Source organism: Paenibacillus sp. FSL F4-0236, from assembly GCF_038000135.1.
Classification (GTDB): Bacteria; Bacillota; Bacilli; order Paenibacillales; family Paenibacillaceae; genus Paenibacillus_AQ.
Genome location: NZ_JBBOBK010000001.1, coordinates 1950529 through 1975422 on the forward strand (window position 1 = coordinate 1950529; position 24894 = coordinate 1975422).

Sequence of the window (24894 nt, forward strand, 5' to 3'; positions counted from 1 at the left end):
GGGAGGTTTAGCTATGACGATTAACCGCGAGACCATTCTAAACGCAATTGTATCAGACCTTGGAATTGAAAATTATATTTTAGCTATCTGGCTAGAGGGTTCAGATGGTACTAAAACTTTGGACGAGTATTCTGATATCGATTTGGTGTGCTATACAAAAGAAGGCTGCATAGATTCTGTAATTACCCGGTTGGATGCCTGTATGCGTCGATTAGGAAAAGTAGATATTGCCTATGAAGAAACTGGTCGACCCACAAATAACCGCTACAAGGTTTACCACCTACAGGAGTCATCAGATAGTCTCTTAGTTGACGTGACGATCCAAAGTGAGAGTGTCCCTGTTTTATTCATTAACGAAGACAAAACTGTCGTACCCGTTATATTGATAGATAAGACTGGTATCGTGAAGTATCAAAACGTTGATCACACGACTCACCATTCACAACTTCAATCACAATTGATACGTGCTCAGGGTATTTACAGTCAAAGGAACCGAGCTGTCAAATATACAAAACGCGGACTTTTTTTAGAGTCGTTGATTTACTATCATAAGTTTGTTGTGAATCCACTTGTAGATGTACTTCGGATAATCTACACACCATTCCAAGCTGACAGCTTCTTGGTTCATGCGTCTCGGGATTTTCCTGTCGAAGTGGTACTAACCTTGGAAAAGCTATATGGTGTAAGAACCGTAGAAGATATAGTAGATCGCATCGAATTGATAGACAAGTTGTTTCGTAATGCCGTAGCAGAGGCTCATGTCATGCTATTACAATCTAAAGAAAGCGAGAATTTAGCGGATACCAACCCATAAGCATTACTGGGTTATTGTGAGTGATCGCAGATACATAACTACGGGAACGCTACTAAAAATAGAAATTCAAAATGGAGCGATTGAATTGTTTATCCAATCCTTTGAAGACGAAATACTTGAGCAATCTTTGTCCATATTTGTGAAAGATATGAGAGCCATACTTTATAGAAAGTTGCGAAGCATTTACCTTTACGGTTCGGCCATACACAATGATTTATCCCCGGGATACGGGGATTTGGATTTTCTCGTCGTAATTGGAGAGGACCTAAGCCAAAATGAAATCGAATTTCTAAATAAACAAAGATCCAATTATAGATCATCCCTTCTTAGAAGATCCGTTGATAGACAAATCCCCAACCTCTATATCGATATGCTTGAGGGTGCCTTTCTTACGATTAATATGCTGAGTGGGGAAAAGGGCAGTGGCTTATGGTGGGGAACAAAGCGCGAATCCGACTGGACAGAAAATCAATTAGATCTGTTCACCATGCACACGATCAAGGAGCAGAGTATCTTGTTGTATGGTGAGTCCCATCTAGACAATATTCCATCGTATTCGAAGGAAGAGTTCATTAGTTTTTTTAAGGAATATGCCAAGTGTATGCGGAAGTTTGGCAAGGGAAATAGTCTACATTCCGTCGACTGGCTCCTATTAGCTTCTAAATTTATAGCTTGGTGGCAGGAAGGTGTCATCTTGTCTAAAAGCCAAGCAGCAGATTGGGGGCATTTACATCTAAGTAGCGGATGGAAAGATAATTTGAAGAGATGCAAGGAGCTAAGGAAGGATCCATCCATGGTAACACGTTTAGAGTATTCCGAATGGTTGAGCAATTTGGAGCCAGCCATTATTGAAGCATCACATGATCTGGACAGAGTTCTCGAAACAACAATTCATTAAACTAGAATCTTTTTTGTCCTATAAAAAAGACTGTTAATAATAACTTTTTCGCTAACAGAACACGTTAGTTAAGTGGAGTAGTGACAGTCTAGGACTTTATTTCAATTGTCGATTCACCGAATGAGAGTAATGAAAGAAACTCCGAAAACCCACCTATAGTCAAGGGGTTTCGGAGTTCTTTTTTTAGAGTTAACCCTGCACAGGGCTGGTTTTCATTTCATGGATTTTTTGGAGCGTATGAAGACACTTTGTTTTCTCGTCATCGCCCTCTGTGTGGAGATACCACTCTACAAGCCTGTACCCGAATATGAGAAGGATCAATTCGAAGACGCAATTATCGGCGATAGGGGATGCATCTGCATACTCCGAAAAACCGTTGTAATACGCAGGGACACATCGTTGGTAGTATTCGACCATGTGATCGATATCCGCTTCATCCGCAATCAAGCTTGCGAGATCCTCACCCATGTAGCCCCATCCGCATGTATCCCAGTCGATGAGCGCGATTTTCCCGTCGGCATAGATCAGATTGGTCACCCAGAAGTCCCGGTGGCATAGCACTAGGGGCAATTGCTCGATGCGGGCGAGTATCTCATCTGCGTGCTCATCGATGTCGATGAGCATTTGCCGCATGTGCTGCGGGAATTCACAGTCCTCCGAGCGTATATAATCGTAGACGACTGGCCACGACCGGTAATGCAGATACGTATTCTTCATGAGATCCGCATGACTCAGGTTTGTCAGGCTCTGCAGCACAGCGGGCTTTTCCGCATACAGCTTGCCTTGATAGCGTCCTAACTCCAGCGCCGCCTGTTCATACATGTCACCGGTTAAGTCTAAACCGGTTACGCCATCGATATATTCCAGCCACAGCTGGAATTCATTTTCTTCGGTATTCATCTCCGCATGGTAACATGTTGGCCAGCGGAAGGTATCCGAGAACGTCATTCCCAAGTCAGACATATAGAGATCATATTCACGGCGCCAGGAATCCGGATCGTTGTAACGTTCCCATTTCTTTTGAATTTTCAGCACGATATGGTACGGCATTTTTTCACCATCCGCGGTTTCGGCGATCCCGTTTACCAGGTGCACATTTCCCACAGTTCCGCCCTGTAACGGCATGGTTTGGTAGTCAGCCGAGATAATATCCTTCTTGAACTGTCGGCTTAAGGCATAGATCAGCGTTTCAAATTTAATATTCATTTCTTCCATCCTCCGTTTTTCTTCGTTTGCTTGCTTGACATAGCTATCGTTTTATTTCGAGCCCTCTTGTCGATGAGGTAGCTTGTTTTATCCTGGACATACTTGTGCTCATGCTGCTGGGCAACATAATACTCCCACCGTTCACGCGGCAACGAACCGTCGGCAAGCGCGGCGAGAACGGCACAGCCCGGCTCGCCCTGATGGCGGCAATCTGCAAACCGGCATTGCGGGAACCATTCCTCCACATCGGTAAAGCTTGCACGTATGCCTTCGCCGGCATCAAAAAGCCCAAGCTCACGCATTCCCGGCGTATCGATGACCATCGTACCGGAGGGGAGCATGAACAGCTGACGGTGCGTTGTCGTATGCCGCCCCCGGCTATCAACCTCTCGGATCGCCTGAACCCTCATTACGTCCTGTTCTATCAATGCATTGAGCAGAGATGATTTACCGACGCCGGACATGCCGAGAAAGACGACTGTTTTACCAGGCATCAAGTAGGGGGCGAGTTCGTTCAGCCCCAGGCCAGTATGACTGCAGACCACATGAACTGGCACATCAGGGATGCTTTGTGTAACTTCTGCGAGCGGGAGACTATAATCTTCAACGAGATCAGCCTTGGTCAGAATGACGACTGGCTGACTTCCGCTCTGTCTGACTTGTGTCAGGTACCGCATGAGGCGGGTAACGTTGAAATCCCAATTCAAAGAAGAAAGAATAAACACATAGTCAAAGTTGGTTGCAACGACCTGTTCCCGCACGGTTTTGGCGTAGCCTACGGCATGCCCTGAGTAATCTGCGCGTGAGAACTTGGAACGGCGGGGCAGTACCGTAACGATGAGCGAATCTCCGCTCTCGTTGTATTGCAGCAAGACGAAATCTCCGACGCATGGAAAATCTACGCGTGTTTCCACGCTGTGATAGAATGCTCCTTTGAGCACCGCCGTTACTTCGCCGCGCTCGGTCATGACCGTGAAGCGCTCGCGCCGAAGCTCTGTCACCCTACCGGGCAATAATCCGTCGGGAATTGCTTCTATTTCTGTATAGCCATAGGTTTTCAGATTTATCATAATTTTTTTGTTAGCTCCTTTAATGTTGTTTTTGGACGCAAAAATGCCACGGACAAGCAGCCTCTAAAGAAGCTGCTGTCACGCGGCATCAGGACGCAAAAAAGACACGACCTTCATCGTATCCTGCAAACAGCAATATTCACGAAAGGTTACTTCGGATGGCATACCAAATAACAGGGGCGTTTCCCCGCTTTTTTCGCGTATGCCTACTATTCAGTTTTAAGACCAAACCACCATATAAGTAGTTGCCATTAAAACACATCTCCCTTCGTGTCAGAAACTTGCTTATCGCTAAGCTTTCTATAAAATAACCTATTTTGGAAAAAAAATCAATGCCTGACAGCGCAGATTGTCGGCCTTCACCATCGAGTCTGCCGTTGATAAAGAACTCGCGAGCATTAAAAGTCAGCGTGAGCGCTTCCTCAAGTTGTTTGAAGGAAACGGCGATGGTATATCAAAGATCAGCGAAATTGCAGAAATCGACAAGATACTCATTGTATACTAATAATTCATCATTCAACTAACGGTAGGTTAAGTGGGAGTTATTTACAAATAGACAAGCTATTCTTTATTCAGCTCTCTATCGAAACGGAAATATTGAAGCACTCGATGGTTGGTCTAGGGAGTTTTTGAAGCGTGCCCGATATAATATGGAAAACAATATTTCACTGATTGAACCCGATGATATTTTAAATTTTATAACTTAAAAGAGCAATAACATGAATAAACGTCAGCCAAGTTGATTGGCTGCTGTTTCTCAACTAACGGGCAGGATAACGCAATGCTTATATGGAATATATTTGAAAAATAAAATACTATGAGGAGTGAAAAATTTGCGATATAGAGCTTGTTCACTTTGCATTATTAAAAGAAGAGAATCAATATTACTTGAACAATTCCCGGAAGAAGATGGTATCATTACATTTCGCCCAGTTGGTGGCACGATTGAGTATGGGGAAGATAGCAAATCAGCTGTAATACGAGAAGTAAAAGAGGAAATTAATATTGATATTATTGAACCAAAATTGATAGGGATTATCGAGCACATCTTCCCTTGGTATGGAGAAATTGGACATGAATATGATTTTATTTATGAAGCGAGCTTTAGTCGAATGGATAACTATAACAAGAATGAATTTGAAGGGAATGAGGGGGACAAAAAGTTTATAGCTGTTTGGAAGAACTTAGATGATTTTGAAGAAAACCTTCAGTATAAACTTGTTCCTGACGGTCTTTATGAGATGCTTACAAGTGGGCAAATTTCTGATATTAAACATATTAACACAAAAGATTTATTGGCTTTTAAAGGGTCTTGATTTAACTTAGCGGGACACGTTAGTGGAATAGCGGTTGCTTCGGCAGCCGTTTTTAATTTGTTCAACTAACGGGCAGGTTAGCTGAGTAACAGAAATGTTGATATTGGATTATATACCATTAAATTGAAATTTAAAAAATATCTAACGTCTATACTGTCATAGCGTAATAAAAAGGGGTTTCTAAGTGTATTGAACCTGCGTGGTTCGGTAGGATATTTATATTTTTTGAGAGAGGTGTTAACTTGAAGAAAACATTCATAATCATTTTAATAATTGCAGTAGTTGCTCTTGTTTTACTAGTCGTATCCACTCCATTTATTAACAATTATATTGCATATTCCATAAAAAAAGATCTAGTAAAAGTATCTTTGCCAGACAAAACTGAATTGATAGATGATTTATCATCAGCTGGAAAATTAATTGGGAATGGAAATGGAATGCAATTTTTTGGCGCTATTTTAATCAAATCGGAACTAACTTTAGAAGAATTAAATCATTTTTATTCAAAGTATCGCGAGAATGAATGGAGTTACATCGTTGAAAAGCAAGTGAGTAATAACATTGATTTTCTTAATGGTAACTTGAAATTCAAAGCATTGAAAGCAGATGAAAAACTAATTAACAATTATATTGTTTATACTTGGGGCAGTAGTAACTATCCATTAAGTGATCTTGACATCCGTGGGCATTAACACTCTGCATAAGCAAGATTACGTGCTAGAATATTATAAGCATTGAGGGTGTTTTATGAAATTAATTCGCCGCGCCATTAAGTAGAACCGTACCATAGATGACAGATCATCATTACGCTAACGGGCAGGATTGCGTGGTGGTAGACTGATGCCTCCGCATGAATATTGAGCAGTAAAGAACGGTTTGAATTCAAACCAAACTTCCATTTATTAGGATTCTATTGCATAATCATTAGCACAATAGAAGTTTGAACTGAAGGTGGGGGGAAGACAGATGAATGCTTTTACATTAAGCGATGCTAATGAATATGCTCTGGCCAATGATATTGAAACGTGGGTTCATCTTTTTTTAAATGGAGAAGGCGACAATAGGTAGGAATTAAACTTACGAGACACTATAGTGGAATAGCGGTTGCTTCGGCAGTCGTTTTTTATTTGTTCAACTAACGGGCAGATTAGCGCGAAGGCAAGCCAAACGAAATAGAGTATAATAGGATTAAAAGTTGAGCCCAAAAGGTGTGTTCTCATGCCCGAATATTCTCAAATCCAAACTTATATAAAGTGTGATCATCTCAATTTCCAGGATGTTATCAGGCTCTTTTCAGAAGTAATAAACTCGCTAGAACTTGATTCTAAATACTTCAACGATGAGCTGGAATGGAAAGTCTCGGAAAATGGTTTCATGTACGTTGGTGGCGGCGCTGCGCCTCAATTGTATGACAATAACGGGTTCCAACTCCATTTACGGCCATTTGTAGTAGGTTTAACACCTGGAGTTATTGAGGAATTAAAAGAATCATATCTGGAAATTAGTATCTTGCTTTGGACGGAAGAGATAGAACTCGATTGGAGAACAGGACTATTACGAAGCCAGCATCAATCCTTGATTTGGAGGATTATGACAAAGTTCTCTGAGGAGTTTAAACAAACTGGAGTATTTTTCACAAATGAAGTTATGGATGGAGTTCCTTGGGAGGCAATAGTGTCAGGCAATAAAGAGGGACTTTGGGCATTTGATGCTGCTATTTTACCTGTGCACCTGTTTGATTTATATAAGGATTTTCCAGAAAATATTTTTATTTATAAGGATGAAAAGGTAATGTATGTTGCCAAAAAATCCGTATGGGGGACAGAACCTTGGCATATCCAACGATTGAACTAACGGGGGAACTATAGTTGAACGAAACAAGGAACAGTTTGCCTCGACAGTGTTCCTTGTTTTTATTAAGCTAAAGGGCAGGAAAGCATGGAGTTCTATTAAAAGAAAATATTTACAAATAGGAACAATTGTTCTATTGTGAAAGAGTGAACTTATTACATAGGGGGCTCATGGAAATGATAAATCGAATTTCAACGCCGTTTAGCTATTCGTCTGCTGTTGAGGCTGGAGATTATGTATTTCTAGGATTACATAGAGGTTTTGGAGTAACCTTTACCGAGCAGATTCACAATACTTTTTCACACTTAAAAGACACACTCAATCAACTCGATGTACCACTTGAAAACGTTGTGAAAGTTAATGTTTACCTCAAAAATATTAAGGACTTACCCGAAATGGAACAAGTTTTTTGCGGGTATTTTGAGAAGGACAAATTCCCTGCAAGAATGACATCCACAACAGAGTTCATTGATTCAGATTGTCTTATGATGATTGACGGAATAGCGTACAAAGGATTGAACTAACGGGGAACTATAGTTGAACAATCACCAGAACGAGGCTGCCGGTAAGAAACGGCAGCCTCGTTGAGCTAACGGGCAGTGTAAAGCCCAATAGATAGTTGATTTCATAAATTCTAATACTTCGATACATCCACCCCACAAATATCCTAGCTCGGTGGTAAAAACGTCCATCCAGTCTCATTATTATAAAACTGTTGACACTCACCTAGCGTATCTAATTTGCTCCAATCTTTATATCCATTGGTCCATTTCTCAAATGGAGAATATGTATAAGGGAAACGACCTTGAAATAAAATCGCTTCTAAATGTTCAGTATATTCGGTTGGAAGGCTTTTTATTTGGGCTAAACCTGCCATAACAGAAGGTCCGTAAAAAGTTACCATACCCATTGGTTTAAGTAAGTTATAAAAGTAGTCGCGTCTGAAAAACCCATGATAAATTCGGTTTTTTTTTGGATTGTCTTTGTATCCAAAAACGGTAGTATTCTAACCGATTCATACCCACCAATTGAAGTGATGATGTCATCTATACTCTCATACTCGAAACATTTATTTATATCATCTGCACGAATTTGTGGATTTTTGTATAAATCATCTGGAGACATTCTTGCGGTTGGCATCTCAATAACTTCTAATCCCAAGTTGTCTTAAAGATTTTTTATACCAAGCTCGTAGATATCTGGGAACAGATAAGGTAGACCATTAGAAAGTGAAATTATCGCTATTTTCGAACCAGACTTAAGTCTTTTGGGTTTTATCATTGCTCTTCCTCCCAATATATTATTTCCTAATGTTACCACGCAACCCTACTTGTAATAAGAACAATCTTAATTCAGCTTAAACATGGATCTGTTTGAAATTGTAAAACTATGTAAAAGAAGAGGGTTTCTAGTATCTACCTCGAATATATGAATGGTCCATCATGAACGGTTGCATCTTGAAACTAGCTTATTTTTCTATACCTTATGCGGTACATTTTGAACAAGCTCTATGGGAAAGAGGTCGTTACATGTCAAGAATAGAATTGAAGCCGACGGGGCGAACCCCACGGTTAATGAACAAATGGAAAAAAATTAGTCCACTTGCCCCAAGATGGAAAGGGGCCTCCATCGTATTGCTCATCATCGCATTATGCTTGTATTTCATCCAAGGATATTTCGTTTTGGGAACGCGCAGTTTGGGCGAATATCTGATCGGAACGTTAGTGATCTTGCTTGTGATTGTGCTCGTAACCGGCGCAATTGCAGGAGTGCTTCATGTTGCCAAGCGAATGCCTTCGCGTTATGTTTGGATTGCTCTCGCTTCGTTTTTTTTGCTGTTCATTAGCTTCATCGGGCCGATACAGTTGATGTTTATCGTCCCATTGTTGATAATTGTCGTATTTTCTATACTAGGAGCCCTCTTATCCCGATTGATAACCGGTAGATACCGAGAGGCAAAGCTTATTTCGAAAGTAACTGCTGGGGTTTTGGCGGCAGTTACGCTAGGATCCATTGGCATTGGCGGGTATTGGCTGCTGAACAACGGCAATGCGGATTTGGCGAAGCCGTACCGCTTAACAGCGATGAAAACTGCGGACCGCTACCCAACGGCGGCGGCGAATCCAGCTGAACAAGGACCGTATAAGGTCAAAACGTTAACTTACGGTAGCGCAAACAGTTATCGGAAGGAATTTAACCAGAATGGGTCGCTCGTGACAAAACAGGTGAACGGATCGGCTTTTGTGGAAAAGTGGTCATCTAATCGTACAAATACGTTTGGTTTCGGACCGGATCAAATGCCGCTGAATGGATTGGTCTGGTATCCTGATGGCGAAGGACCGTTTCCGTTAATCGTCACCGTTCATGGCAACGCCAACTCAACCGATTATTCGGACCCGGGATATGAATATTTGGGTAAGCTGTTGGCGAGTCGCGGGTATATTTTTGTATCCATAGACGAAAATTTTCTCAATACATCCCTTTACGATGATTTGTTTACACTCAACCTGTTGGAGAAAGAAAACCCAGCCCGGGGATGGTTGATGTTGGAGCATGTGAAAGTGTGGAACGAGTGGAATAAGACGAAGGATAATCCGTTTTTCGGTAAAGCGGACATGAGCCAGATCGCTCTGATCGGCCACTCTCGCGGCGGTGAGGCGGTAACGGTCGCAGCGGCATATAACAAACTGCCGGCCTCCCCGGAAAACGGCAACATCAAATTCGACTACAACTTTGGTATCCGTTCCATCATTTCGATTGCGGGTACTGACGGGCAATACAAGCCTGCGGGACACCTGACTCCGTTAAAGGATTTGAACTATTTGACTTTGCAAGGCGCACACGACATGGACGTCAGCACATATTCCGGCGCGAGCCAATACAGTCGGATCGGCTTTTCAAACGGTAGTGATTATTTTAAAGCATCGGTATACATTTATGGTGCGAATCACGGCCAATTCAACACCGTCTGGGGAAGAAACGACAATGTAGGGCTTGGCAATAAACTGTTCAACACCGCTCAACTGATACCGCAGGAGGAGCAGCTACAAGCAGCTAAGGTGCTCATATCGTCCTTCCTAGATACGACATTGAAAGGGAAAGGAGAATATCGGTCCATGTTCCAGGATATTGGTTATGCCCGAGAGTGGCTGCCGGACACCATGTATATCAGCAACTATATGGACTCGAATACAAAGCTCATTAGTAGCTTTGACGAAGACATCGATCTGAGTACGTCGACATTGGCTGGAGGAAGGCTGAACGGGGAGCATCTGAAGCAGTGGAAAGAGGAAAAAGTGGAGATGAAATTTGCCCCCGACTTGTACAGTGCAGTGCGTCTGGGGTGGGACAGTACTGCGACACCTGGCGTTCCCTCTTACACGGTTGTTTTGCCAAATGACAGTCTCGATATACGAGAAACGAGCTCCATCGTTTTTTCGATGGCTGACTGGAATGACGAGAAAGCAAATCGTGACAAGGATGTCCTCGTAGATTTGACCATTAATGTGGAGGACAAAGAAGGCAACGTGGCGTCCCTCCCTCTTAGCAGCGAAGCTTATTTACTACCGATGTTCGAAGGCAACATCATAAAATGGCCTTTCACGACTTTGCAACCGACGAAGGAGCCGGTGTTCCAAAACTTTGCGTTCCACCTTGCCGATTTAAAAAGGGCCAACCCGAATTTCCAACCTGAGCAATTGAGCAAAATCGGTTTTGTATTTGATAAAACGAAAAAGGGCACGGTACTGATCGGTAATATCGGCATCCAAAATGAATATGTTACAGGAGGTAATACGCCTTAATACAGGAAGTTAGACTTGAACAAGTTGGTGACAAGGGCAAAGGTGCTGGAGACCATCGTATCTCAAGAACAGGAAAACACATTTATCTATATCAAAACAGCCCGATCATTTGGTGACCGGGCTGTTCTGATTTTGCAACCACACTGTGTCTATACCAGTGTAAACGCGATAAGATTCTTACCCCTCTTCAAAACGTTGTGAGAGGCCTCATCGCTAATATGGAATAAGCTTTATGTGCTACAAGTTTATTTATTCTGCAAATTAATTTTTAATACATCCCCCTTAGCACCACCAAAAACGATCATCCCACCTTTAGGCAGTACTACTGAATGATTGCTCGTTGCCTTTGAAAAGTTCACAACCTTCCCTCCGCGTCATAAACGACAAATCCCCCAATTAATAAATACACTCCATTCAATTTTGTTGTGAAGGATGTAGAAGAAGTGAGGGCTAGACTCGAGAAAAATGGAGTAGCCGTTTCAGAGGTAAGGAACGGTGAACCTAAACGTTTTGATCTTACTGATAATAACGGAAATATGATCAGTGTCATTCAATTGTAATTCAAAATAGAGTTCGAGGTTATTTTTTGTTATTGAACTAACGGGACACGATAGTTGAATAATACAAATTGAAGAGCAGGAGCTAAGGTATCCTGCTTTTTTCATTGAACTAACGGGCAGTTTAGTTGAACAAAATAAGTGGAGGTTTTATGTCACATTTGACGCAAATTGCGACATAAGGAAAGGTGAAAATTCGGAAGTATTCATTTGAAAGTATGGGGAAATATCAGTTCTCTTATTTGACTTAAAACGCTAGGTGAGTTTTCTTGTGGGTGCATAATAATTGCTACTAGCACGCTTATTGAGATAACTGTAATCCAATAAAAGCTTTTGTATACTCTTGACTTTATTTTTCGAGTGATAAGTAGAGAAATTAACAAAATAATAATATTAAAAAACAATGTTATCGGAATACTCAAAATTCTTCCAAGACCAGTATAAGGAAAATATTCGATTAATAAAAATATGGCTAGTATACTCGGGATCATGGCTAGAAGAATAGTTTTTACTGCCTTTTCCATGTTGGTCTCCTAATCTAGTTTTCTGTGTCTCACATAACGTTTTATTTAGCGATTAGATATTCGTGAAATGAATTAAACTATCCTGCTCGGTTTAATTCCCTCGACAGATTATAACTTTATTTTCTTTTGACAGAAAGGGTTCCGTTTGATGATGCACAGTACGAAGATATTGTGTAATAAAAGAAAGCGTGCTCGTTCAACTAACGGGACACTTTAGCTCAAGCAGTTTAGAACGAGATAAGTGGAGGTTTTATGTCGCATTTGACGCATACTACTCACTAGTAAATTCCAAAAGAGCTCGTTTTGAGGGCTCCAATATAAAAACCAACACCTGTCTTAAACTGAGAAATAAAGTCCTAGACTACTGTTGGTTTATTGAACTAACGTTCCCGTTAGCCATCCATGTCGCTCAAGCGACACCACAGATTATGGAAGTAATTACGTTCTTCCATGGGAGCTTAACAAGAAAAAGAAGTCACATTAATTGAAGTTCAAGAAGATCTATATTATCGCTTACGAGGATCATTTTATCCTTATAGTCCCAATGGTCGACTAAGTTAGGCAACTTCGTCAGATTGTAATCTTTATTCCATGCCAACAAGTTATGGATTCCTTCGAGCGTCTCACGCTTCTTGTTTGGGGCAATGTTCACAATGCGCTCTTCATAGCGCTTCCAGATTCGTTCCTCTTGAACGGACAACGGCGTCATCAGTACGACGATCTTATCTGCAGCGGCAAAACTAGGCCCTACCCATGACCTGTATACCCCTTCTGCGATCCATGAATCGAGACCGATGATTTCTGTGAGCTGACGATCACGCTCATTCTCCGGTGTCTTTACGCCATATTCGCTTGATTGCTGATCCCAGAAAATATCATCTAGATCGTAATGCGGAATCCCGAGCTTATCGCTCAATAACGCCGCGATATAGGATTTACCGCTTCCTGAGCCGCCGATTATATGGATTCGGATTGTAAACACCTCTTTCTTCCAGATTATTCGTGGAACTACCAATGCCTAAAGTACTTCGTCGTGTTGTTAAAACTATCCTGCCCGTTTTTCTTAATGCCCTCGGCAGTCTAGTAATTTATTTCCTCAGTCTAATACTTTTTTTCTTTGACAGAAATGGTTCCTTTAGATGATGCACAGTACGAAGATATTGTGTAATAAAAGAAAGCGTGCTTGTTCAACTAACGGGCAGTTTAGCGCAACTAAATATTTCCTTTTTCGTTAAAGTAATAAGGAGTGAAACAATGAGGAATATTTCTTTTTCTTTTCTAGTAATGATTTTTTTAATAAGTGGATGTAGTAGCAGCAATCCAACCGAAGAAAGAAGTAAATCAATGCTCTATGATTTCAATGAACCATATAGATTTCCATTTGAAGTTAATGAAGTTCGCACGGAAATAGCAATTGATAATCCTGATGTACTTCAACAGTATATTTTTCATTATAAAAACAAGCAGACCACGCAAGAATTAAGGTATATCTTGAGCAAGGTTATTGATGAACCAGAGAAAATATCCTCGCAAGGCAAGCAACCCTTTGAACTTGAAAATGGGAAACAAGCATATTACGAAGAGGACGAAACCAGTCAATCAATTTGGCGGGAAAGTGAAAAAGGATTTTTGGCTCGATTTGTTTATTATATTAACGGGAACCTTAATCAGTTAAACAATTATAAATTAGATGAGTCCGACCTAATTGATTTAGCTAATCAGGTTCAATAGTATCTTTGCGCTAACTGGGAACGTTAGCTCAAACACGATATGGCAGCCTGTCAAGTCAACTCGATCGGCTGCCTGTATTCAACAGGCAAGATAGCTTAACATGTGTCAAGAATACGTAACATCTGTAAGATCATCTAAATAAGGAGTGGTGCTTCTTATGATTTGTTTAAAAGATTATGAAGACTTAGGTGAATTGAAGCTTTTAATGGCTGAGTGTATGTGGGCTAATGATGAAAGAATTGATAATGAACTTAAAACATACATAGACAATGATTCGCGGGAATTAGTAGGGAGTTTAAATAATGATGAGCTAGTAGGATTAATTGGAGTCATATACGAATCAACAAATGAAATAGAACTTAAGCATATTGCAATTAAACCCAATTATCGTGGTAAAGGTATAGGCAGCGAAATGGTAAATGAGTTCATTAAAACTAAAAAGATTGTGAGAATAAAGGCAGAAACCGATAAAGATACTGTTGGCTTCTATAAAAAAAATGGTTTCTCGATAACAAGTTTGGGAGAAAAATACCCAGGAGTAGAGCGGTTTGAATGTATTTTTTTAGTCACAAATAATTCAAGTGATCATTAAGCTCACGGGCAGGTTAGTGAACATTCAAATCAAAAAGGAGATATAAACTGTAGCGGCTCATTCAGAAGTGGAAGACTCGCTTTTTCTATACGCTAGATTCCACTTTATGGTACATTTATACACGATTATCAAATCGAATTCATATGACGAAGCGGGTGTCAACAAAATGGATTTTCGGAAGTTTCGGCTTATATATGGGGGGATTGCCCTGTCATTAATCGTTTCCGGATGTACTTATGCGGAAAAAGAGAAAGCCGCTAAAGGAACGGTCGGTAATCTAGTTGCGGCAAGTGAGACAACTGCTGCTCCTTCTACTGTTGCAGCTGCAATACGAGAGTATATTTTGAAAGACAGCTCGAATACGGTACTTTCCCCGGAAAAGATCGGCAGTCTGGACGACCGAATTCTGAAGCTTGCGCGCAACGAGATATTTGCAAGGCATGGGTATGTATTTAAACAGAAGGATTTGCAAAACTACTTTGCCGCCAAGCCTTGGTATCATGCTGACTCTGCCTACAAGGAGCATCTTAGCCCGACGGAGAAACAGAACGTGGCGCTACTAAGTGACTACGAACTCAAATACGCTGACTATAAGCTCGAACCATCTCATACAGATGATGTCCATTTACGGGATTATACAGGCGATTCGGCCTTTAAACAGAAGAAGATGAACGTGGATCTGAACGGAGATGGTCGTGAAGAAGAGATTCAGTTAATACCGCCGGTAACGGAATTAGGAGCCTTCAACCTGAAGGTGAATAACATCACAATGGAGGTGGGCAGTGAGCTGCTTCCTTATCTGGATATTGTCGATCTGGATATTGACGATCCATATTTCGAGATTGCACTTCAAATGGATTCGCAAATGGTCTTTTTACGATCAACATCTTTCTATTCTTATGACGGCGAAACCCTCAAGCAAATAGGTGAGCTTCCCGATTTATCGGCACACAGTTCGATGTATGACGGACACGGGAGAGTGATCAGCGCAAAAGAAAGCGACGATTTTCAAACCTGGTTCCGAGATTCGGTATTCCGTCTGGATGCCGAACATTCCCTTCATGAAGAGCAACAGGATTTTTATCCGATGGAACCACCGACGCTTTTAACGATCAAAAAGGAAATTGCTGTGCAGTTTTATAAAGATGGCACGGACGAAGCCTTTTCGCTGGAGCCTGGAGACAACGTGAAATTCCTGGGTGACGACAAACGCGGCCATATCATGCTTCAGACTAGCACTGGTAAGGAAGTCTGGTACATCATGGGCGATGAGTATGTCGACTATAGTAGTTTTTTTGACGGGTTGATTTTATATGATTAGACGGAGGATGTCGGTATGGGACCCGTTGCTAAAAGTAGATATGGACATTTATTTAATCTCACTGGTGAGCGGATTGACGAGTAATCAACCGTTAAGCTAACGGGACACTATAGTTCAATAATGAGAGGGCTACCGAGAGGTAGCCCTTTGTTCAACTAACGGGCAGTTATGCGTAGGCGTAATTGTAAGCAACGACCTATTAGTCATTACGATTACGGAAACGCTAGCTTAATAAAACAGCAGAAGGATCCGCCTTGGTGGGTCCTTTGTCTTGAAATTTAAAAACACAAGGAAATCGTCCAAGTGTGCATAATCTGTCTCATGTAAAAAAATAAAACCGGGTAATGAGATATTTTGGAATCATCAATCGTGTTGAATGTAGGAGGCGAAAAAATGGAATGCAATTCTTTATTACGTACGGATAAAGAATTGGCTGAACTATATCAACGGCGTGCAGATCTAGTCTACAGACTTTGCTTTATATACTTGAAAAATCCCGTTGATGTTGAAGATGCTGTTCAATCTGTATTTCTAAAACTAATTAAATCTCCAATGCTTTTCAATGACCACGAGCATGAAAAAGCATGGCTGATGGTAACCACTCGAAATTACTGTAAAGACGTTCTTAAAAATTGGTGGACAACCCGTCGTGTGGCATTAGACGCTTTGCCGGAAGTTGCTTCTTGGAATGGTGATGAGCCATCCGGCAAGATGGTTGCAAAACTGCTCTCACTTCCCGAAAAATACAAAACTGTATTATATCTATACTATTTCGAGGAGTACACGGTAAAAGAAATAGCAGAAATGTTAGGACGCAAAGAAAGCACGATCCAAACGCAACTATTCAGAGGCCGCAAACGCCTCAAGATGGATTTGGGAGGGAATTATATTGAGTAACAAAAATATTAATCGAATTTTTGAAGCTCTTACGCCAAGAACCGAACAAAAAGAAAAAATGTTTCATAACATTTTAATGCAAACCCAGTTTGAACATAAAAGGCAAAGAAGAATTCCTCCTATTAAACCTGTAAGATATGCCGTGCTGGCTACCGTGCTGATGGTTTGTTTAACGACAACGGCATTCGCAGCGGCATATATGGGATTAGATGAAGCATTTATAAAATTTCTTAAACCAGCAAATAACGAGCAAACGGAATATTTATCCAATGGCGCTTATGTAGTGGGCAAAACCGTGGAAAATGAGTATGGATCGCTTACTTTTAAGCAAGTGATCGGCGACGGCAATCTAACCTATATTTTAATGGACTTTACTGCTCCAGAAGGCACTGTTCTAAATGCAGCGCGATACCGTTTTGATACTTCGATTACGACAAATCAAAGCTTTCACAGTACAGGATTTGAGGTGCTCAACGATGGAAATCCTAATGACAATAAAATTAGCTTGATCATGAATATTATGACCGACAGTTCCTTAGCAGATCAAACGGTTAATTTAAAACTCTATGATTTACAAGCTGCAGATCTGTTTCCCGGCAATTTTAAAACCATCATTCCTGGTCCTTGGGAAACCAGTTTTAAACTAGAATTTAAGGAGTATTCGACCCTTTATCAGATCGATCAAAGCTTTACGATGTTTGGTTATACGGCAATATTAAAAACGATCTCTGTCTCGCCAATTTCAATTACTTTGAAGATTAATAGCGGATCATTGAAGGAGATTAATGCTGCCAGCAGATTTAAGGAAATTGGTCCAAATGAATATTTGGATGACTTCCCTATCACGATAAACTATAAAGATGGCACCTCAGAAATTACCAGCATTTTTACCGGATTATCTAGAAGCAATTACATGAGTAACCAAATGGTTACAATTAAAACGTTTGAAAATGTTATAAATGATAAGGAAATCGCGTCTATCGTTTTCTTTGACAAAGAAATTCCAATTAATAAATGAATCTCCACTACTTTACTAATATCTTATTTAAGTAAGCTTCAAATGCTCCCCATCACGCTTAGCTTGGCTAGGCACAATGCTATTTGTAGTTTGCGACAAAGATGGTTCCGAGTCATTAAGCTAACGGGACACGATAGCTCAATAACGACACAAAGGCAATCGATCAGTGGATCGGCTGCCTTTGTTCAGCTAACGGGCAGGATAACGCAACAAATTTACTGTTCCTACGTATAGGATATAATTGGAAAACCAACTCTATGAGAATTGTAGCCAAGGGGCAACAATTTGCAGGGGAGCGAAATGAAGTGACAATAAAAAGATCATTTGGTACTGGGTCATTTGCAATAGTTGTTCTTATTTTAGGTTTTTTATTTAATTTTAAATTTCAAAACGACTTCATGTTGAGCCATTATCTTTTTAAGTTATTCAATTGGAATATATATACGAATGAAACCGAGGGGTATCACATTCCATTTATGGCTGCTATCGTATTTTGGTTACCAGCAGTGATAATTTCGAAAAAATATCCAAATAATTTTGGAACTACTTTCTGTTATAGGGTGGGAGGAGTTATGTTGGTTCTTAGTATTACTGTGTTTGCAGTTTATTTGTTTGGGACTCTTGTATAGAAACAAGCGATGATTAAGGTTCGTCGTTTGGTTAAGCTAACGGGACACGTTAGTTCAGTGAACTAAGAAAATGAGGAGATATTTTAAATGGGACAAGGATATATTTTAGTCAATAAAAGCAAAGGAGAAATAATAAGCTTTGCCCATCTCCCAGCAAGTAAAGCAAAGGAATTAACCGGAAATCCCGTAACAGCAGCTATGACGACCTGGTACCTTTTGAGTAATATAGGCGATCAAATTAGTTTTATTGAAGAGGAAAATGTATTGGACCATTATCACGATGTAACCGATCTGCTCATTGACGATTTGATTAAAAGACAGCTTATAAAAGATGACGGGATTGAGGTGTTTGACCCAAATGAACCTGAGATATTCATTCGGCGGCTGAGGAACACGTGGATGGATTGTGAAGCTAACGAGGAACGTTAGCTCAAACACGATCGGCTACCTTTATTCAACTAACGGGCAGGTTAGTTACAAATAGAGGAAATAACCTAAGCCTAAAGAATATTTACTTAGTTATATTGTTCAAGAACAAGATTGGATGGTGGTATTTATATGAAAGTGGTCATTGGAGCAGGACAGACAAAGTATGATGGTTGGCTCAGTACGCAGGTAGATGAGTTGAATTTACTATCTTTAGAAAGTTGGAATAAATTATCTGAACCAGAGAGTATTGATGCGCTCTTGGCTGAACACGTGTGGGAACATTTAACCTATGAGGAAGGGATTATGGCTGCGAAGCATTGTTATAAATTTTTAAAACCTGGTGGGTACATTCGTTGTGCCGTTCCTGATAAAAACTTCAGTAACGATTGGTATCAACAGATGGTTCAAGTCGGTGGTCCAGGACCAGCGGATCATCCTGCTGCAACTCATAAAATAGTTTATAATGCTAAAACTTTCGTATCAGTATTTGAAATGGCAGGGTTTGAAGTAACGCTGTTAGAGTATTGTGACGAGAACGGAGATTTTCATTATACATACTGGAATGAAGTGGATGGGAGAATAGGAAGATCTTTTCGGTTTGATTCAAGGAATTCTATCGAGGAACTTAAGATGGTTTCGATTATTGTGGATGCCAAAAAGCCATTTATAATTAAGAATAAAAACTGATCATTTACCGCCTAAGCTAGAGTCGGGATAGGATAGTGCAATAAAGGCACGCAAGTATTCGAGTCAGAACGATCAGCTGCTTTTATTCAACTAACGGGCAGTAGAGCGTAAGCATTTCGACGAATACTTCATACATAAGAAAATTCACGAAGTTCGTAAATAAGGCGTTATATGAAACCGCGGTGCAAGGAAAGGATTGAAATCATGGATCCGATCAATGAAGAAATTATAGAATGGTTTCACTCAGTCTTGAGGAATAAACTTTCAACAAAGGAATTTGAACAGTGGCTTTATGACAAAAAAGAGATACTTGAAGAATCAATAGGTAAAGATGTCTATTTTAGATTGATTAATCTAAATTATAATTCTAAATATGTGATGGATGAATTAGAAGGGCAACTTACAAAAATTCTTAATTATAGGTCAGTTGAAGGTTTAAGATCAGAGATCTATTAAATCGATTTGTTTATATTGAGGAGGAATTCATTAGTTCTTGTTCACACATTTACAGGGAGTATTGTAATGGATATTCCTTTTTTAGGATGATAGCCCTTAAATATATTGTATTTGATTACGATGATCAACTTGCAGACCCAGTTAAAAGGTCAGAGTTTTCCCGACAATATAAAGATGAATTGTTAAATGAAGGATTGAGATTGCTTAGTTTTTTTGATTCTAATGAAATAGAAATAATTAGTGAGAATGAGTACGTAGATAAGAGACATAAGGATCTAAAGATTGAAGAGCAATATTGGACGTAATTCAGGAAGGCACACCGGCATAATAAGATGCCATTAAGCTAACGGGACACGATAGCTCAATAAGCACGAAGAAACGGCAGCTGATGAATTGGCTGTCTTTTTCTCAACTCCCTCAAGAACTTTGATATAATATGTGTATCTGGACTATAAGTATGAAAGGGAGTACAACAATGAATAAAATTTTGCGCAGCAGCTCGGCGGAAGCTGAGATTAATACCCTTGGGGCGGAACTGATCAGCTTCAGAAAGCTGGATCCGGAAGCTGAATACATCTGGAGCGGTGACGCCACGTATTGGACAGGCCGTTCTCCGGTGCTGTTTCCCATTATTGGTGCGGCCCGGAACGGAGAGATTAAGGTGGACTGCAAAGCCTATAAGATCGGCAATCACGGATTCGCCAGACGCAGCGAATTTACGCTGGTCCAAGAAAGCGACACCCACGCGGTTTACCGCCTCTCTTATGATGAGAAAACCCTGGCCAGTTATCCTTTTAAATTCAACCTATATATTACATATAAACTGAATGCAAGCACACTGGAACTTAGTTACCGGGTGGAAAATAGCGATGAACAGGATATCTTCTTCCAGCTCGGAACCCACCCGGCGTTCAATTGTCCGCTTGATGACAACGGTAGCCTGAACGATTACTATCTGGAGTTCGCTGAATCGGAAAACCTTGAAAGGTTGTTCTTGAATTCGGACGGCCTGCTGATCAGCGGCAAATCGGAGCCCGTTCTGAAACAAGAGACCATCCTGCCTTTATCCCATGAAATGTTCGCCGAAGGCGCATTGATTTTCCGAAATGTGAGCTCTCGGCAGATTTCGCTTAGAAGCAAGCACTCCTCCAAAAGCGTAGTTGTCAGCTATAAGGGTTTTCCCGACCTCGGCATCTGGCAGCCTTTGAACGCTCCCTTCATATGCATCGAGCCTTGGCAAGGAGTAGCGGATATGGACGTCTTCGAAGGTGAACTTCAAGCTAAAGAGGGAATAATCACCCTGGAGCCGGGGGCGAATTTCACAAGCTCCCTGACCATAGAAATCAACTGACGATCCGAAGGGATCTGCAGGGTTCTCAACTGGTTAAGCTCGGCTCCATACCATTGCAAAAAACTTTAAGTTCACGGCGAATATCTTCATCGCACCTTGTAATTCCATACCAATCAGACCCGAGGATGTAGCTACATCATACCCGTGCCCATGTTTAAGTTCGCTATTCTTCGCTTCAATTTTGTAGCGTTCCTTAGATTTTTCTTTAAAGTACTCTGTTTCCTGGAACGCAACGCAATCTGTTCCGAATGTTCTTCAGATTTAATCGTTACAGAGTAGGTTTGCTCTTCGATCCTTCTTTATAACAACCCTCTTTAAACGGACAACGCTTGCACTGTTCCACGTTAAAATAATAGGTGTCTGCTTGGTTTTTGTCGATGCCTTTCTTGCCCTGTTCTCTTTTTTATTGAAGTAGGCGTCAAATCGTGGATGCCGTTGAGCTAACGGGCAGGATAGTTGAATGATTTCGCGAATAACTTAAGTCATGACGAATTTACGAAGTTCGCAAAAAAGACGTTAGCCGAAAGAAGTTCTTAGTTTAGGAGGAGTCTATATGATATTAGAAAAAGTTATAAATAGAATTGTAATACAAAGTGAATATAAGGATTTTGTTGATAAGTATATAGAAAATATACTTACCGAATTTAAAGGTAAGATTCATAGCATTTATATGTGTGGCTCGATTCCAAAAGGAACTGCTAAACCTTTTAAGTCAGATGCAGACTTTACTATTGTATGTGTAAATCCCAAAGATATTGATTACGAAAGATTGTCAAATATTAAAGACAGGCTTTTGGAAGAATATCCAGTAGTAACTAAGATTGATACGATAATTTGCTCGATTGACGATGTATTAAGTAAACCAAATGAGTGGGGTTTTTGGGTAAAGATAATTTGTGTTTGCATATATGGTCATGACGTTGGTGAAAAAGTACCACCGATAATTATTTCTCCAGAGTTCATTTTAGACTTAAATACAGAGACCAAGGAGGAAGTAGATCATATACATAGTTTACTTTCTAATGCTAATGATAACACAATGAAAACTAGATATATTAAAGGTTACTCTAAGAGATTAATTCGTGCATTATACTCTTTGGTTTTAGAAGATACAGGTGTATGGCAAGATGACATTATTAAGATGAAGAATGCCATATTAAACTATTGTGAGATTGACCCCGCTTTAGTTGATTATCTGTATGCTTGTTACTTGGATAGTAATGTACTTGTTGAAGAGTTTCTGGGAATTGCAGATGAAGTATATAGCTATTTTGAGAACGCCTTAAATGCAATGGCTGCTTCCAGAACTTCCTTCGGCTAACACCATATTGACGCTCCGGGTCACTCTCAGAAGCGAGTGACCACATCCAGCCCCCTAAGCCCGTCGGGACGTCACTGCATTAGGTGTTCGGCAAGCCTTACAACTATAAGCAGCGACTCTAATTAAAACATAAGACTATTGAACTAACGGAGAACTTTAGTTGAATGATACACACTAATGAGCAGGCGCTACGGTAGCCTGCTTTTTTCATTGAAGTAACGGGCAGGATAACTTGGACAATCACGGTGATTTGAATATGAAGATTGTTAAGGGATGTGTTATTAACATGAGTCTACAATTGGTGCCATTAAATATTCCGTCAGATTGGACTGTCTTATGGAATCATTTTTATGAAATTAATCCCGATGACTTTCATGACGACTCATTTCCTTATGTATGGGAGCTACATGAGGATATATTCTATTTAAGAAATGAAAAGACAGGTTTGATTTTTGATTTAGGATGCTATCCAGCTATGCGTTCAGAGGGTGTGTATACATTGAATTTAGTGAAAATTGGTGATGATGAAACTGGACCCGAATATTGGGCTAACCCTATTTTAAAATATTGTTCCCGCAAAATTAACGACATAACAAATATAATCCATGAAGTTCTCAATAAAGAGCAATAGGATTCGTCCGAAGCAAAGTAAATCATTAAGCTAACGGAGAACGACAGTAGAATAGCGGCTGCTTCGGCAGCTGTTTTTTATTGTTCAATTACCCGGCAGAATACTTACAATTTGTGGCGCTATAGCGTCACATTATTAGCATTAGGTTATGTAATGATATTCTGATACCCAGAAAATTGGAACAATGTGGTAAAGTGGGATCGTGGGAGAAGTACTTAATAAAAAATAGAGGAGGAGACAAATATTTCATGGGCAACGACTTTTACAGAAAACTAGGTGCATCCTTTCTAATTTCCGCTGGAGTAATCTATGCAATCGAACGAGTAGGCTCTTTGATAGCTCGCAGCCATGAAATTGCAGCGTTGTACGAAGCAAATATGTTCAACGCCCTACCTGAAACTCATATTACAAGCTTCTTCGATAATATCTTTGTGCCAATCCTTGCGTTTCTCGGTATGATACTTTTTGTATATGGGTTTCCGAAAAAAATCAAATGAGATAACTCATTCAACGCGATGTGAGCACATAATGAGTTGTACCATAAAGTTACAGAGGAGGTGCTTAGGTGGCGGAAAGAAGATGGGGTGTTGTCAAATGGTACAAAGAAGATAAAGGTTACGGACGGATAATGCTAGACGGCCAGGAAGGTTACCATGTTTTTGTACACTTCAGCGAAATACTACCAGACCCTATTAGGTTACCGAACGGCTTTCGGTTCCTTAAAGAGGGTCAAAAAGTTGAATTCGACCTATTCGAGTTTCCGAATATAGTTGATTCTCAGCGCAGGACAGCTAAGAATGTGCAAATATTAGAGGAATGAAGGAATCGAGACGTACTTGATGAATGTATGGACTTTCGGGAATCATAATTAAGCTAACCGGAGACGATAGTTCAATAAACGCGATAAGGCAGCCAATCAGTCAACATGATCGGCTGCCTTTATTCAATTAACGGCATTTATCTTCAACTACTAATTATAGTTTTCTTGCTTTGATTACAAAAGTTACAGGGAGCATTTTTGCTTTTTTTGCAAAATCGTCGTTATCGTCCCGCAATTGAATAATTTCATCATCAGATTGCTCAATCATTTCTTCAATAACAAATCCCGCTTTTGAGAGCGCATTCACATAGGTTGATAGTTTACGGTCAGCTAATGTTAGCGTACTTTCGTCAAGAGTTACCGAATACCAAGATTCATCGAAGTAACATTTTTTAAAAACAAGCATATCATTTTCTGCAACAACACATTTGTGTATAGGGTGAGACCAACTGAAAATAAAAACGCCGTCTTTTTTTAGGTAAGAAGCAATCCTGCTAAAAGTACCCTCAAGATCGGTTGTCCAGCCTATAGCATAAATCGAATAAACAAAGTCAAAATAATCCTCAGGTAGTCCACATTTTTCTTCCATGGGTGAACAGATTAATTTTGCTGAAAGTCCGTGATCTGATAAGTATTCTCTTGTTTTTTCGATTTGGTTTTCTGATATATCCATACCCCATAGTTCAGATGCTTTACGTTCCCCGAGATATTGCAAGGATTGACCGCTTCCACAGCCTATCTCCAACATCTTTTTTCCTGAAATATCGCCAAAAAGCTGGCATTTTTCTTCTGAGACAAATGCTCCATATAAAGGAAGTGCGGTTGCTCCTAAAATATCATTTCCTTTTGTATCCCAAAATAAGCTGTTAGTTTCATGAATAACATTCTTGTCCATATCGACCGAGATAGCGCTACCAACCTCGCCAGCGCCTATAATATTTGTTCTATAAACAGAATTCTTGTCCATGCCAG

30 protein-coding genes and 1 pseudogene are annotated in these 24894 nt (G+C 40.3%); 23 read left to right on the top strand and 8 right to left on the bottom strand.

Going from position 1 to position 24894, the window contains the following annotated elements; translation table 11 throughout:
* The first annotated feature begins 13 nt into the window (after window positions 1–13).
* Together NSQ29_RS08875 and NSQ29_RS08880 are read left to right on the top strand one after the other, a co-directional pair.
* Complete coding sequence (locus NSQ29_RS08875) at window positions 14–814, top strand: hypothetical protein (protein WP_341124834.1); 801 nt, start codon at window positions 14–16, stop codon at window positions 812–814.
* A gap of 16 nt (window positions 815–830) precedes the next feature.
* On the top strand, window positions 831–1712 hold the full coding sequence (locus NSQ29_RS08880; RefSeq protein ID WP_339796545.1) for a nucleotidyltransferase domain-containing protein: 882 nt from the start codon (window positions 831–833) through the stop codon (window positions 1710–1712).
* A 189-nt stretch (window positions 1713–1901) separates the two neighbouring features.
* Here the strand turns inward: NSQ29_RS08880 and NSQ29_RS08885 are convergent, their stop codons facing one another.
* Complete coding sequence (locus NSQ29_RS08885; protein ID WP_341124835.1) at window positions 1902–2918, bottom strand: aminoglycoside phosphotransferase family protein; 1017 nt, start codon at window positions 2916–2918, stop codon at window positions 1902–1904.
* Window positions 2915–3988, bottom strand: a complete 1074-nt coding sequence (rsgA, locus tag NSQ29_RS08890; RefSeq protein ID WP_341124836.1) for a ribosome small subunit-dependent GTPase A — start codon at window positions 3986–3988, stop codon at window positions 2915–2917. Before rsgA ends, NSQ29_RS08885 begins: the two co-directional genes overlap by 4 nt.
* A gap of 833 nt (window positions 3989–4821) precedes the next feature.
* Here rsgA and NSQ29_RS08895 point away from each other — a divergent pair.
* The 4 genes from NSQ29_RS08895 to NSQ29_RS08910 all read left to right on the top strand — a co-directional run bounded on the left by NSQ29_RS08895 (window position 4822) and on the right by NSQ29_RS08910 (window position 7679).
* Window positions 4822–5304 (top strand): NUDIX hydrolase, encoded by a 483-nt coding sequence (locus NSQ29_RS08895; protein WP_339796537.1) that lies wholly within the window; start codon window positions 4822–4824, stop codon window positions 5302–5304.
* 242 nt (window positions 5305–5546) lie between these two features.
* The gene (locus NSQ29_RS08900; RefSeq protein ID WP_341124837.1) at window positions 5547–5996 is read left to right on the top strand and encodes a hypothetical protein; all 450 of its coding nucleotides are present in this window, start codon (window positions 5547–5549) and stop codon (window positions 5994–5996) included.
* A gap of 526 nt (window positions 5997–6522) precedes the next feature.
* Window positions 6523–7158, top strand: coding sequence for a hypothetical protein (locus NSQ29_RS08905; RefSeq protein ID WP_076300633.1), 636 nt, complete (start codon window positions 6523–6525; stop codon window positions 7156–7158).
* Window positions 7159–7331: 173 nt separating this feature from the next.
* Window positions 7332–7679, top strand: a complete 348-nt coding sequence (locus NSQ29_RS08910; protein ID WP_076300634.1) for a RidA family protein — start codon at window positions 7332–7334, stop codon at window positions 7677–7679.
* A gap of 143 nt (window positions 7680–7822) precedes the next feature.
* Here the strand turns inward: NSQ29_RS08910 and NSQ29_RS08915 are convergent, their stop codons facing one another.
* Together NSQ29_RS08915 and NSQ29_RS08920 are read right to left on the bottom strand one after the other, a co-directional pair.
* Window positions 7823–8065 carry a hypothetical protein gene (locus NSQ29_RS08915; protein WP_341044328.1) on the bottom strand — a complete coding sequence of 81 codons (243 nt, stop codon included), beginning with the start codon at window positions 8063–8065 and terminating at the stop codon, window positions 7823–7825.
* The gene (locus tag NSQ29_RS08920) at window positions 8053–8316 is read right to left on the bottom strand and encodes an LD-carboxypeptidase (RefSeq protein ID WP_341044329.1); all 264 of its coding nucleotides are present in this window, start codon (window positions 8314–8316) and stop codon (window positions 8053–8055) included. The genes NSQ29_RS08915 and NSQ29_RS08920 overlap by 13 nt, the downstream gene beginning before the upstream one ends.
* 368 nt (window positions 8317–8684) lie before the next feature.
* Between NSQ29_RS08920 and NSQ29_RS08925 the strand changes: the two genes are divergently transcribed.
* From NSQ29_RS08925 to NSQ29_RS08935, 3 genes are all read left to right on the top strand, one after another.
* Complete coding sequence (locus tag NSQ29_RS08925; RefSeq protein ID WP_076300636.1) at window positions 8685–10958, top strand: alpha/beta hydrolase; 2274 nt, start codon at window positions 8685–8687, stop codon at window positions 10956–10958.
* 15 nt (window positions 10959–10973) lie between these two features.
* Complete coding sequence (locus NSQ29_RS08930; protein ID WP_143759563.1) at window positions 10974–11159, top strand: hypothetical protein; 186 nt, start codon at window positions 10974–10976, stop codon at window positions 11157–11159.
* A 224-nt stretch (window positions 11160–11383) separates the two neighbouring features.
* Window positions 11384–11518 carry a VOC family protein gene (locus tag NSQ29_RS08935; RefSeq protein WP_262495784.1) on the top strand — a complete coding sequence of 45 codons (135 nt, stop codon included), beginning with the start codon at window positions 11384–11386 and terminating at the stop codon, window positions 11516–11518.
* A 203-nt stretch (window positions 11519–11721) separates the two neighbouring features.
* Here the strand turns inward: NSQ29_RS08935 and NSQ29_RS08940 are convergent, their stop codons facing one another.
* Both NSQ29_RS08940 and NSQ29_RS08945 read right to left on the bottom strand, forming a co-directional pair.
* Window positions 11722–12039, bottom strand: coding sequence for a hypothetical protein (locus NSQ29_RS08940; RefSeq protein ID WP_076300637.1), 318 nt, complete (start codon window positions 12037–12039; stop codon window positions 11722–11724).
* A 475-nt stretch (window positions 12040–12514) separates the two neighbouring features.
* A complete protein-coding gene (locus tag NSQ29_RS08945; RefSeq protein WP_081383050.1) occupies window positions 12515–13021 on the bottom strand; it encodes a hypothetical protein in 507 nt (168 codons plus the stop codon).
* A gap of 302 nt (window positions 13022–13323) precedes the next feature.
* Between NSQ29_RS08945 and NSQ29_RS08950 the strand changes: the two genes are divergently transcribed.
* From NSQ29_RS08950 to NSQ29_RS08995, 10 genes are all read left to right on the top strand, one after another.
* Window positions 13324–13770: a hypothetical protein gene (locus NSQ29_RS08950; protein ID WP_341124838.1), complete on the top strand. Its 447-nt coding sequence runs from the start codon at window positions 13324–13326 to the stop codon at window positions 13768–13770.
* Between the two features lie 157 nt (window positions 13771–13927).
* Complete coding sequence (locus NSQ29_RS08955; RefSeq protein ID WP_076300639.1) at window positions 13928–14362, top strand: GNAT family N-acetyltransferase; 435 nt, start codon at window positions 13928–13930, stop codon at window positions 14360–14362.
* Window positions 14363–14468: 106 nt separating this feature from the next.
* Entirely contained in the window at window positions 14469–15683 is a 1215-nt protein-coding gene (locus tag NSQ29_RS08960) for a YARHG domain-containing protein (RefSeq protein ID WP_076300640.1), read from the top strand.
* Window positions 15684–16076: 393 nt separating this feature from the next.
* Entirely contained in the window at window positions 16077–16580 is a 504-nt protein-coding gene (locus NSQ29_RS08965) for an RNA polymerase sigma factor (RefSeq protein WP_076300641.1), read from the top strand.
* A complete protein-coding gene (locus NSQ29_RS08970; RefSeq protein WP_076300642.1) occupies window positions 16573–17598 on the top strand; it encodes a DUF4179 domain-containing protein in 1026 nt (341 codons plus the stop codon). The genes NSQ29_RS08965 and NSQ29_RS08970 overlap by 8 nt, the downstream gene beginning before the upstream one ends.
* Before the next feature lie 257 nt (window positions 17599–17855).
* On the top strand, window positions 17856–18227 hold the full coding sequence (locus tag NSQ29_RS08975) for a hypothetical protein (RefSeq protein WP_076300643.1): 372 nt from the start codon (window positions 17856–17858) through the stop codon (window positions 18225–18227).
* An 87-nt stretch (window positions 18228–18314) separates the two neighbouring features.
* Complete coding sequence (locus tag NSQ29_RS08980) at window positions 18315–18656, top strand: hypothetical protein (RefSeq protein WP_076300644.1); 342 nt, start codon at window positions 18315–18317, stop codon at window positions 18654–18656.
* A gap of 129 nt (window positions 18657–18785) precedes the next feature.
* The gene (locus NSQ29_RS08985; RefSeq protein ID WP_076300645.1) at window positions 18786–19343 is read left to right on the top strand and encodes a class I SAM-dependent methyltransferase; all 558 of its coding nucleotides are present in this window, start codon (window positions 18786–18788) and stop codon (window positions 19341–19343) included.
* 204 nt (window positions 19344–19547) lie between these two features.
* Complete coding sequence (locus NSQ29_RS08990) at window positions 19548–19799, top strand: hypothetical protein (RefSeq protein ID WP_076300646.1); 252 nt, start codon at window positions 19548–19550, stop codon at window positions 19797–19799.
* A gap of 475 nt (window positions 19800–20274) precedes the next feature.
* A complete protein-coding gene (locus NSQ29_RS08995) occupies window positions 20275–21150 on the top strand; it encodes an aldose 1-epimerase family protein (RefSeq protein WP_076286184.1) in 876 nt (291 codons plus the stop codon).
* A 33-nt stretch (window positions 21151–21183) separates the two neighbouring features.
* Here the strand turns inward: NSQ29_RS08995 and NSQ29_RS09000 are convergent.
* A pseudogene (locus NSQ29_RS09000) lies at window positions 21184–21553 on the bottom strand (transposase); the annotation flags it as partial.
* Window positions 21554–21703: 150 nt separating this feature from the next.
* On the opposite strand from NSQ29_RS09000, the gene NSQ29_RS09005 reads away from it, so the two are divergent.
* From NSQ29_RS09005 to NSQ29_RS09020, 4 genes are all read left to right on the top strand, one after another.
* Window positions 21704–22471: a nucleotidyltransferase domain-containing protein gene (locus NSQ29_RS09005; RefSeq protein WP_339796512.1), complete on the top strand. Its 768-nt coding sequence runs from the start codon at window positions 21704–21706 to the stop codon at window positions 22469–22471.
* Window positions 22472–22757: 286 nt separating this feature from the next.
* Complete coding sequence (locus NSQ29_RS09010) at window positions 22758–23102, top strand: hypothetical protein (RefSeq protein ID WP_179086757.1); 345 nt, start codon at window positions 22758–22760, stop codon at window positions 23100–23102.
* A gap of 248 nt (window positions 23103–23350) precedes the next feature.
* A complete protein-coding gene (locus NSQ29_RS09015; RefSeq protein ID WP_076287095.1) occupies window positions 23351–23599 on the top strand; it encodes a hypothetical protein in 249 nt (82 codons plus the stop codon).
* Window positions 23600–23667: 68 nt separating this feature from the next.
* Window positions 23668–23922 (top strand): cold-shock protein, encoded by a 255-nt coding sequence (locus NSQ29_RS09020; protein WP_076301144.1) that lies wholly within the window; start codon window positions 23668–23670, stop codon window positions 23920–23922.
* 154 nt (window positions 23923–24076) lie between these two features.
* Here NSQ29_RS09020 and NSQ29_RS09025 read toward each other — a convergent pair whose 3' ends face one another.
* Window positions 24077–24889 carry a class I SAM-dependent methyltransferase gene (locus NSQ29_RS09025; RefSeq protein WP_076301145.1) on the bottom strand — a complete coding sequence of 271 codons (813 nt, stop codon included), beginning with the start codon at window positions 24887–24889 and terminating at the stop codon, window positions 24077–24079.
* Window positions 24890–24894: the final 5 nt, after the last annotated feature.

Bases quoted from the DNA above. Each gene is read 5' to 3' on its own strand.
- NSQ29_RS08875 (WP_341124834.1), top strand. From the start codon at position 14: ATGACGATTAACCGCGAGACCATTCTAAACGCAATTGTATCAGACCTT.
- NSQ29_RS08885 (WP_341124835.1), bottom strand. From the start codon at position 2,918: ATGAATATTAAATTTGAAACGCTGATCTATGCCTTAAGCCGACAGTTC.
- rsgA (WP_341124836.1), bottom strand. From the start codon at position 3,988: ATGATAAATCTGAAAACCTATGGCTATACAGAAATAGAAGCAATTCCC.
- NSQ29_RS08905 (WP_076300633.1), top strand. From the start codon at position 6,523: ATGCCCGAATATTCTCAAATCCAAACTTATATAAAGTGTGATCATCTC.
- NSQ29_RS08910 (WP_076300634.1), top strand. From the start codon at position 7,332: ATGATAAATCGAATTTCAACGCCGTTTAGCTATTCGTCTGCTGTTGAG.
- NSQ29_RS08915 (WP_341044328.1), bottom strand. From the start codon at position 8,065: ATGGGTATGGTAACTTTTTACGGACCTTCTGTTATGGCAGGTTTAGCC.
- NSQ29_RS08925 (WP_076300636.1), top strand. From the start codon at position 8,685: ATGTCAAGAATAGAATTGAAGCCGACGGGGCGAACCCCACGGTTAATG.
- NSQ29_RS08940 (WP_076300637.1), bottom strand. From the start codon at position 12,039: ATGGAAAAGGCAGTAAAAACTATTCTTCTAGCCATGATCCCGAGTATA.
- NSQ29_RS08950 (WP_341124838.1), top strand. From the start codon at position 13,324: ATGATTTTTTTAATAAGTGGATGTAGTAGCAGCAATCCAACCGAAGAA.
- NSQ29_RS08955 (WP_076300639.1), top strand. From the start codon at position 13,928: ATGATTTGTTTAAAAGATTATGAAGACTTAGGTGAATTGAAGCTTTTA.
- NSQ29_RS08960 (WP_076300640.1), top strand. From the start codon at position 14,469: ATGGTACATTTATACACGATTATCAAATCGAATTCATATGACGAAGCG.
- NSQ29_RS08965 (WP_076300641.1), top strand. From the start codon at position 16,077: ATGGAATGCAATTCTTTATTACGTACGGATAAAGAATTGGCTGAACTA.
- NSQ29_RS08975 (WP_076300643.1), top strand. From the start codon at position 17,856: ATGAGAATTGTAGCCAAGGGGCAACAATTTGCAGGGGAGCGAAATGAA.
- NSQ29_RS08980 (WP_076300644.1), top strand. From the start codon at position 18,315: ATGGGACAAGGATATATTTTAGTCAATAAAAGCAAAGGAGAAATAATA.
- NSQ29_RS08985 (WP_076300645.1), top strand. From the start codon at position 18,786: ATGAAAGTGGTCATTGGAGCAGGACAGACAAAGTATGATGGTTGGCTC.
- NSQ29_RS08990 (WP_076300646.1), top strand. From the start codon at position 19,548: ATGGATCCGATCAATGAAGAAATTATAGAATGGTTTCACTCAGTCTTG.
- NSQ29_RS08995 (WP_076286184.1), top strand. From the start codon at position 20,275: ATGAATAAAATTTTGCGCAGCAGCTCGGCGGAAGCTGAGATTAATACC.
- NSQ29_RS09005 (WP_339796512.1), top strand. From the start codon at position 21,704: ATGATATTAGAAAAAGTTATAAATAGAATTGTAATACAAAGTGAATAT.
- NSQ29_RS09010 (WP_179086757.1), top strand. From the start codon at position 22,758: ATGAGTCTACAATTGGTGCCATTAAATATTCCGTCAGATTGGACTGTC.
- NSQ29_RS09015 (WP_076287095.1), top strand. From the start codon at position 23,351: ATGGGCAACGACTTTTACAGAAAACTAGGTGCATCCTTTCTAATTTCC.
- NSQ29_RS09025 (WP_076301145.1), bottom strand. From the start codon at position 24,889: ATGGACAAGAATTCTGTTTATAGAACAAATATTATAGGCGCTGGCGAG.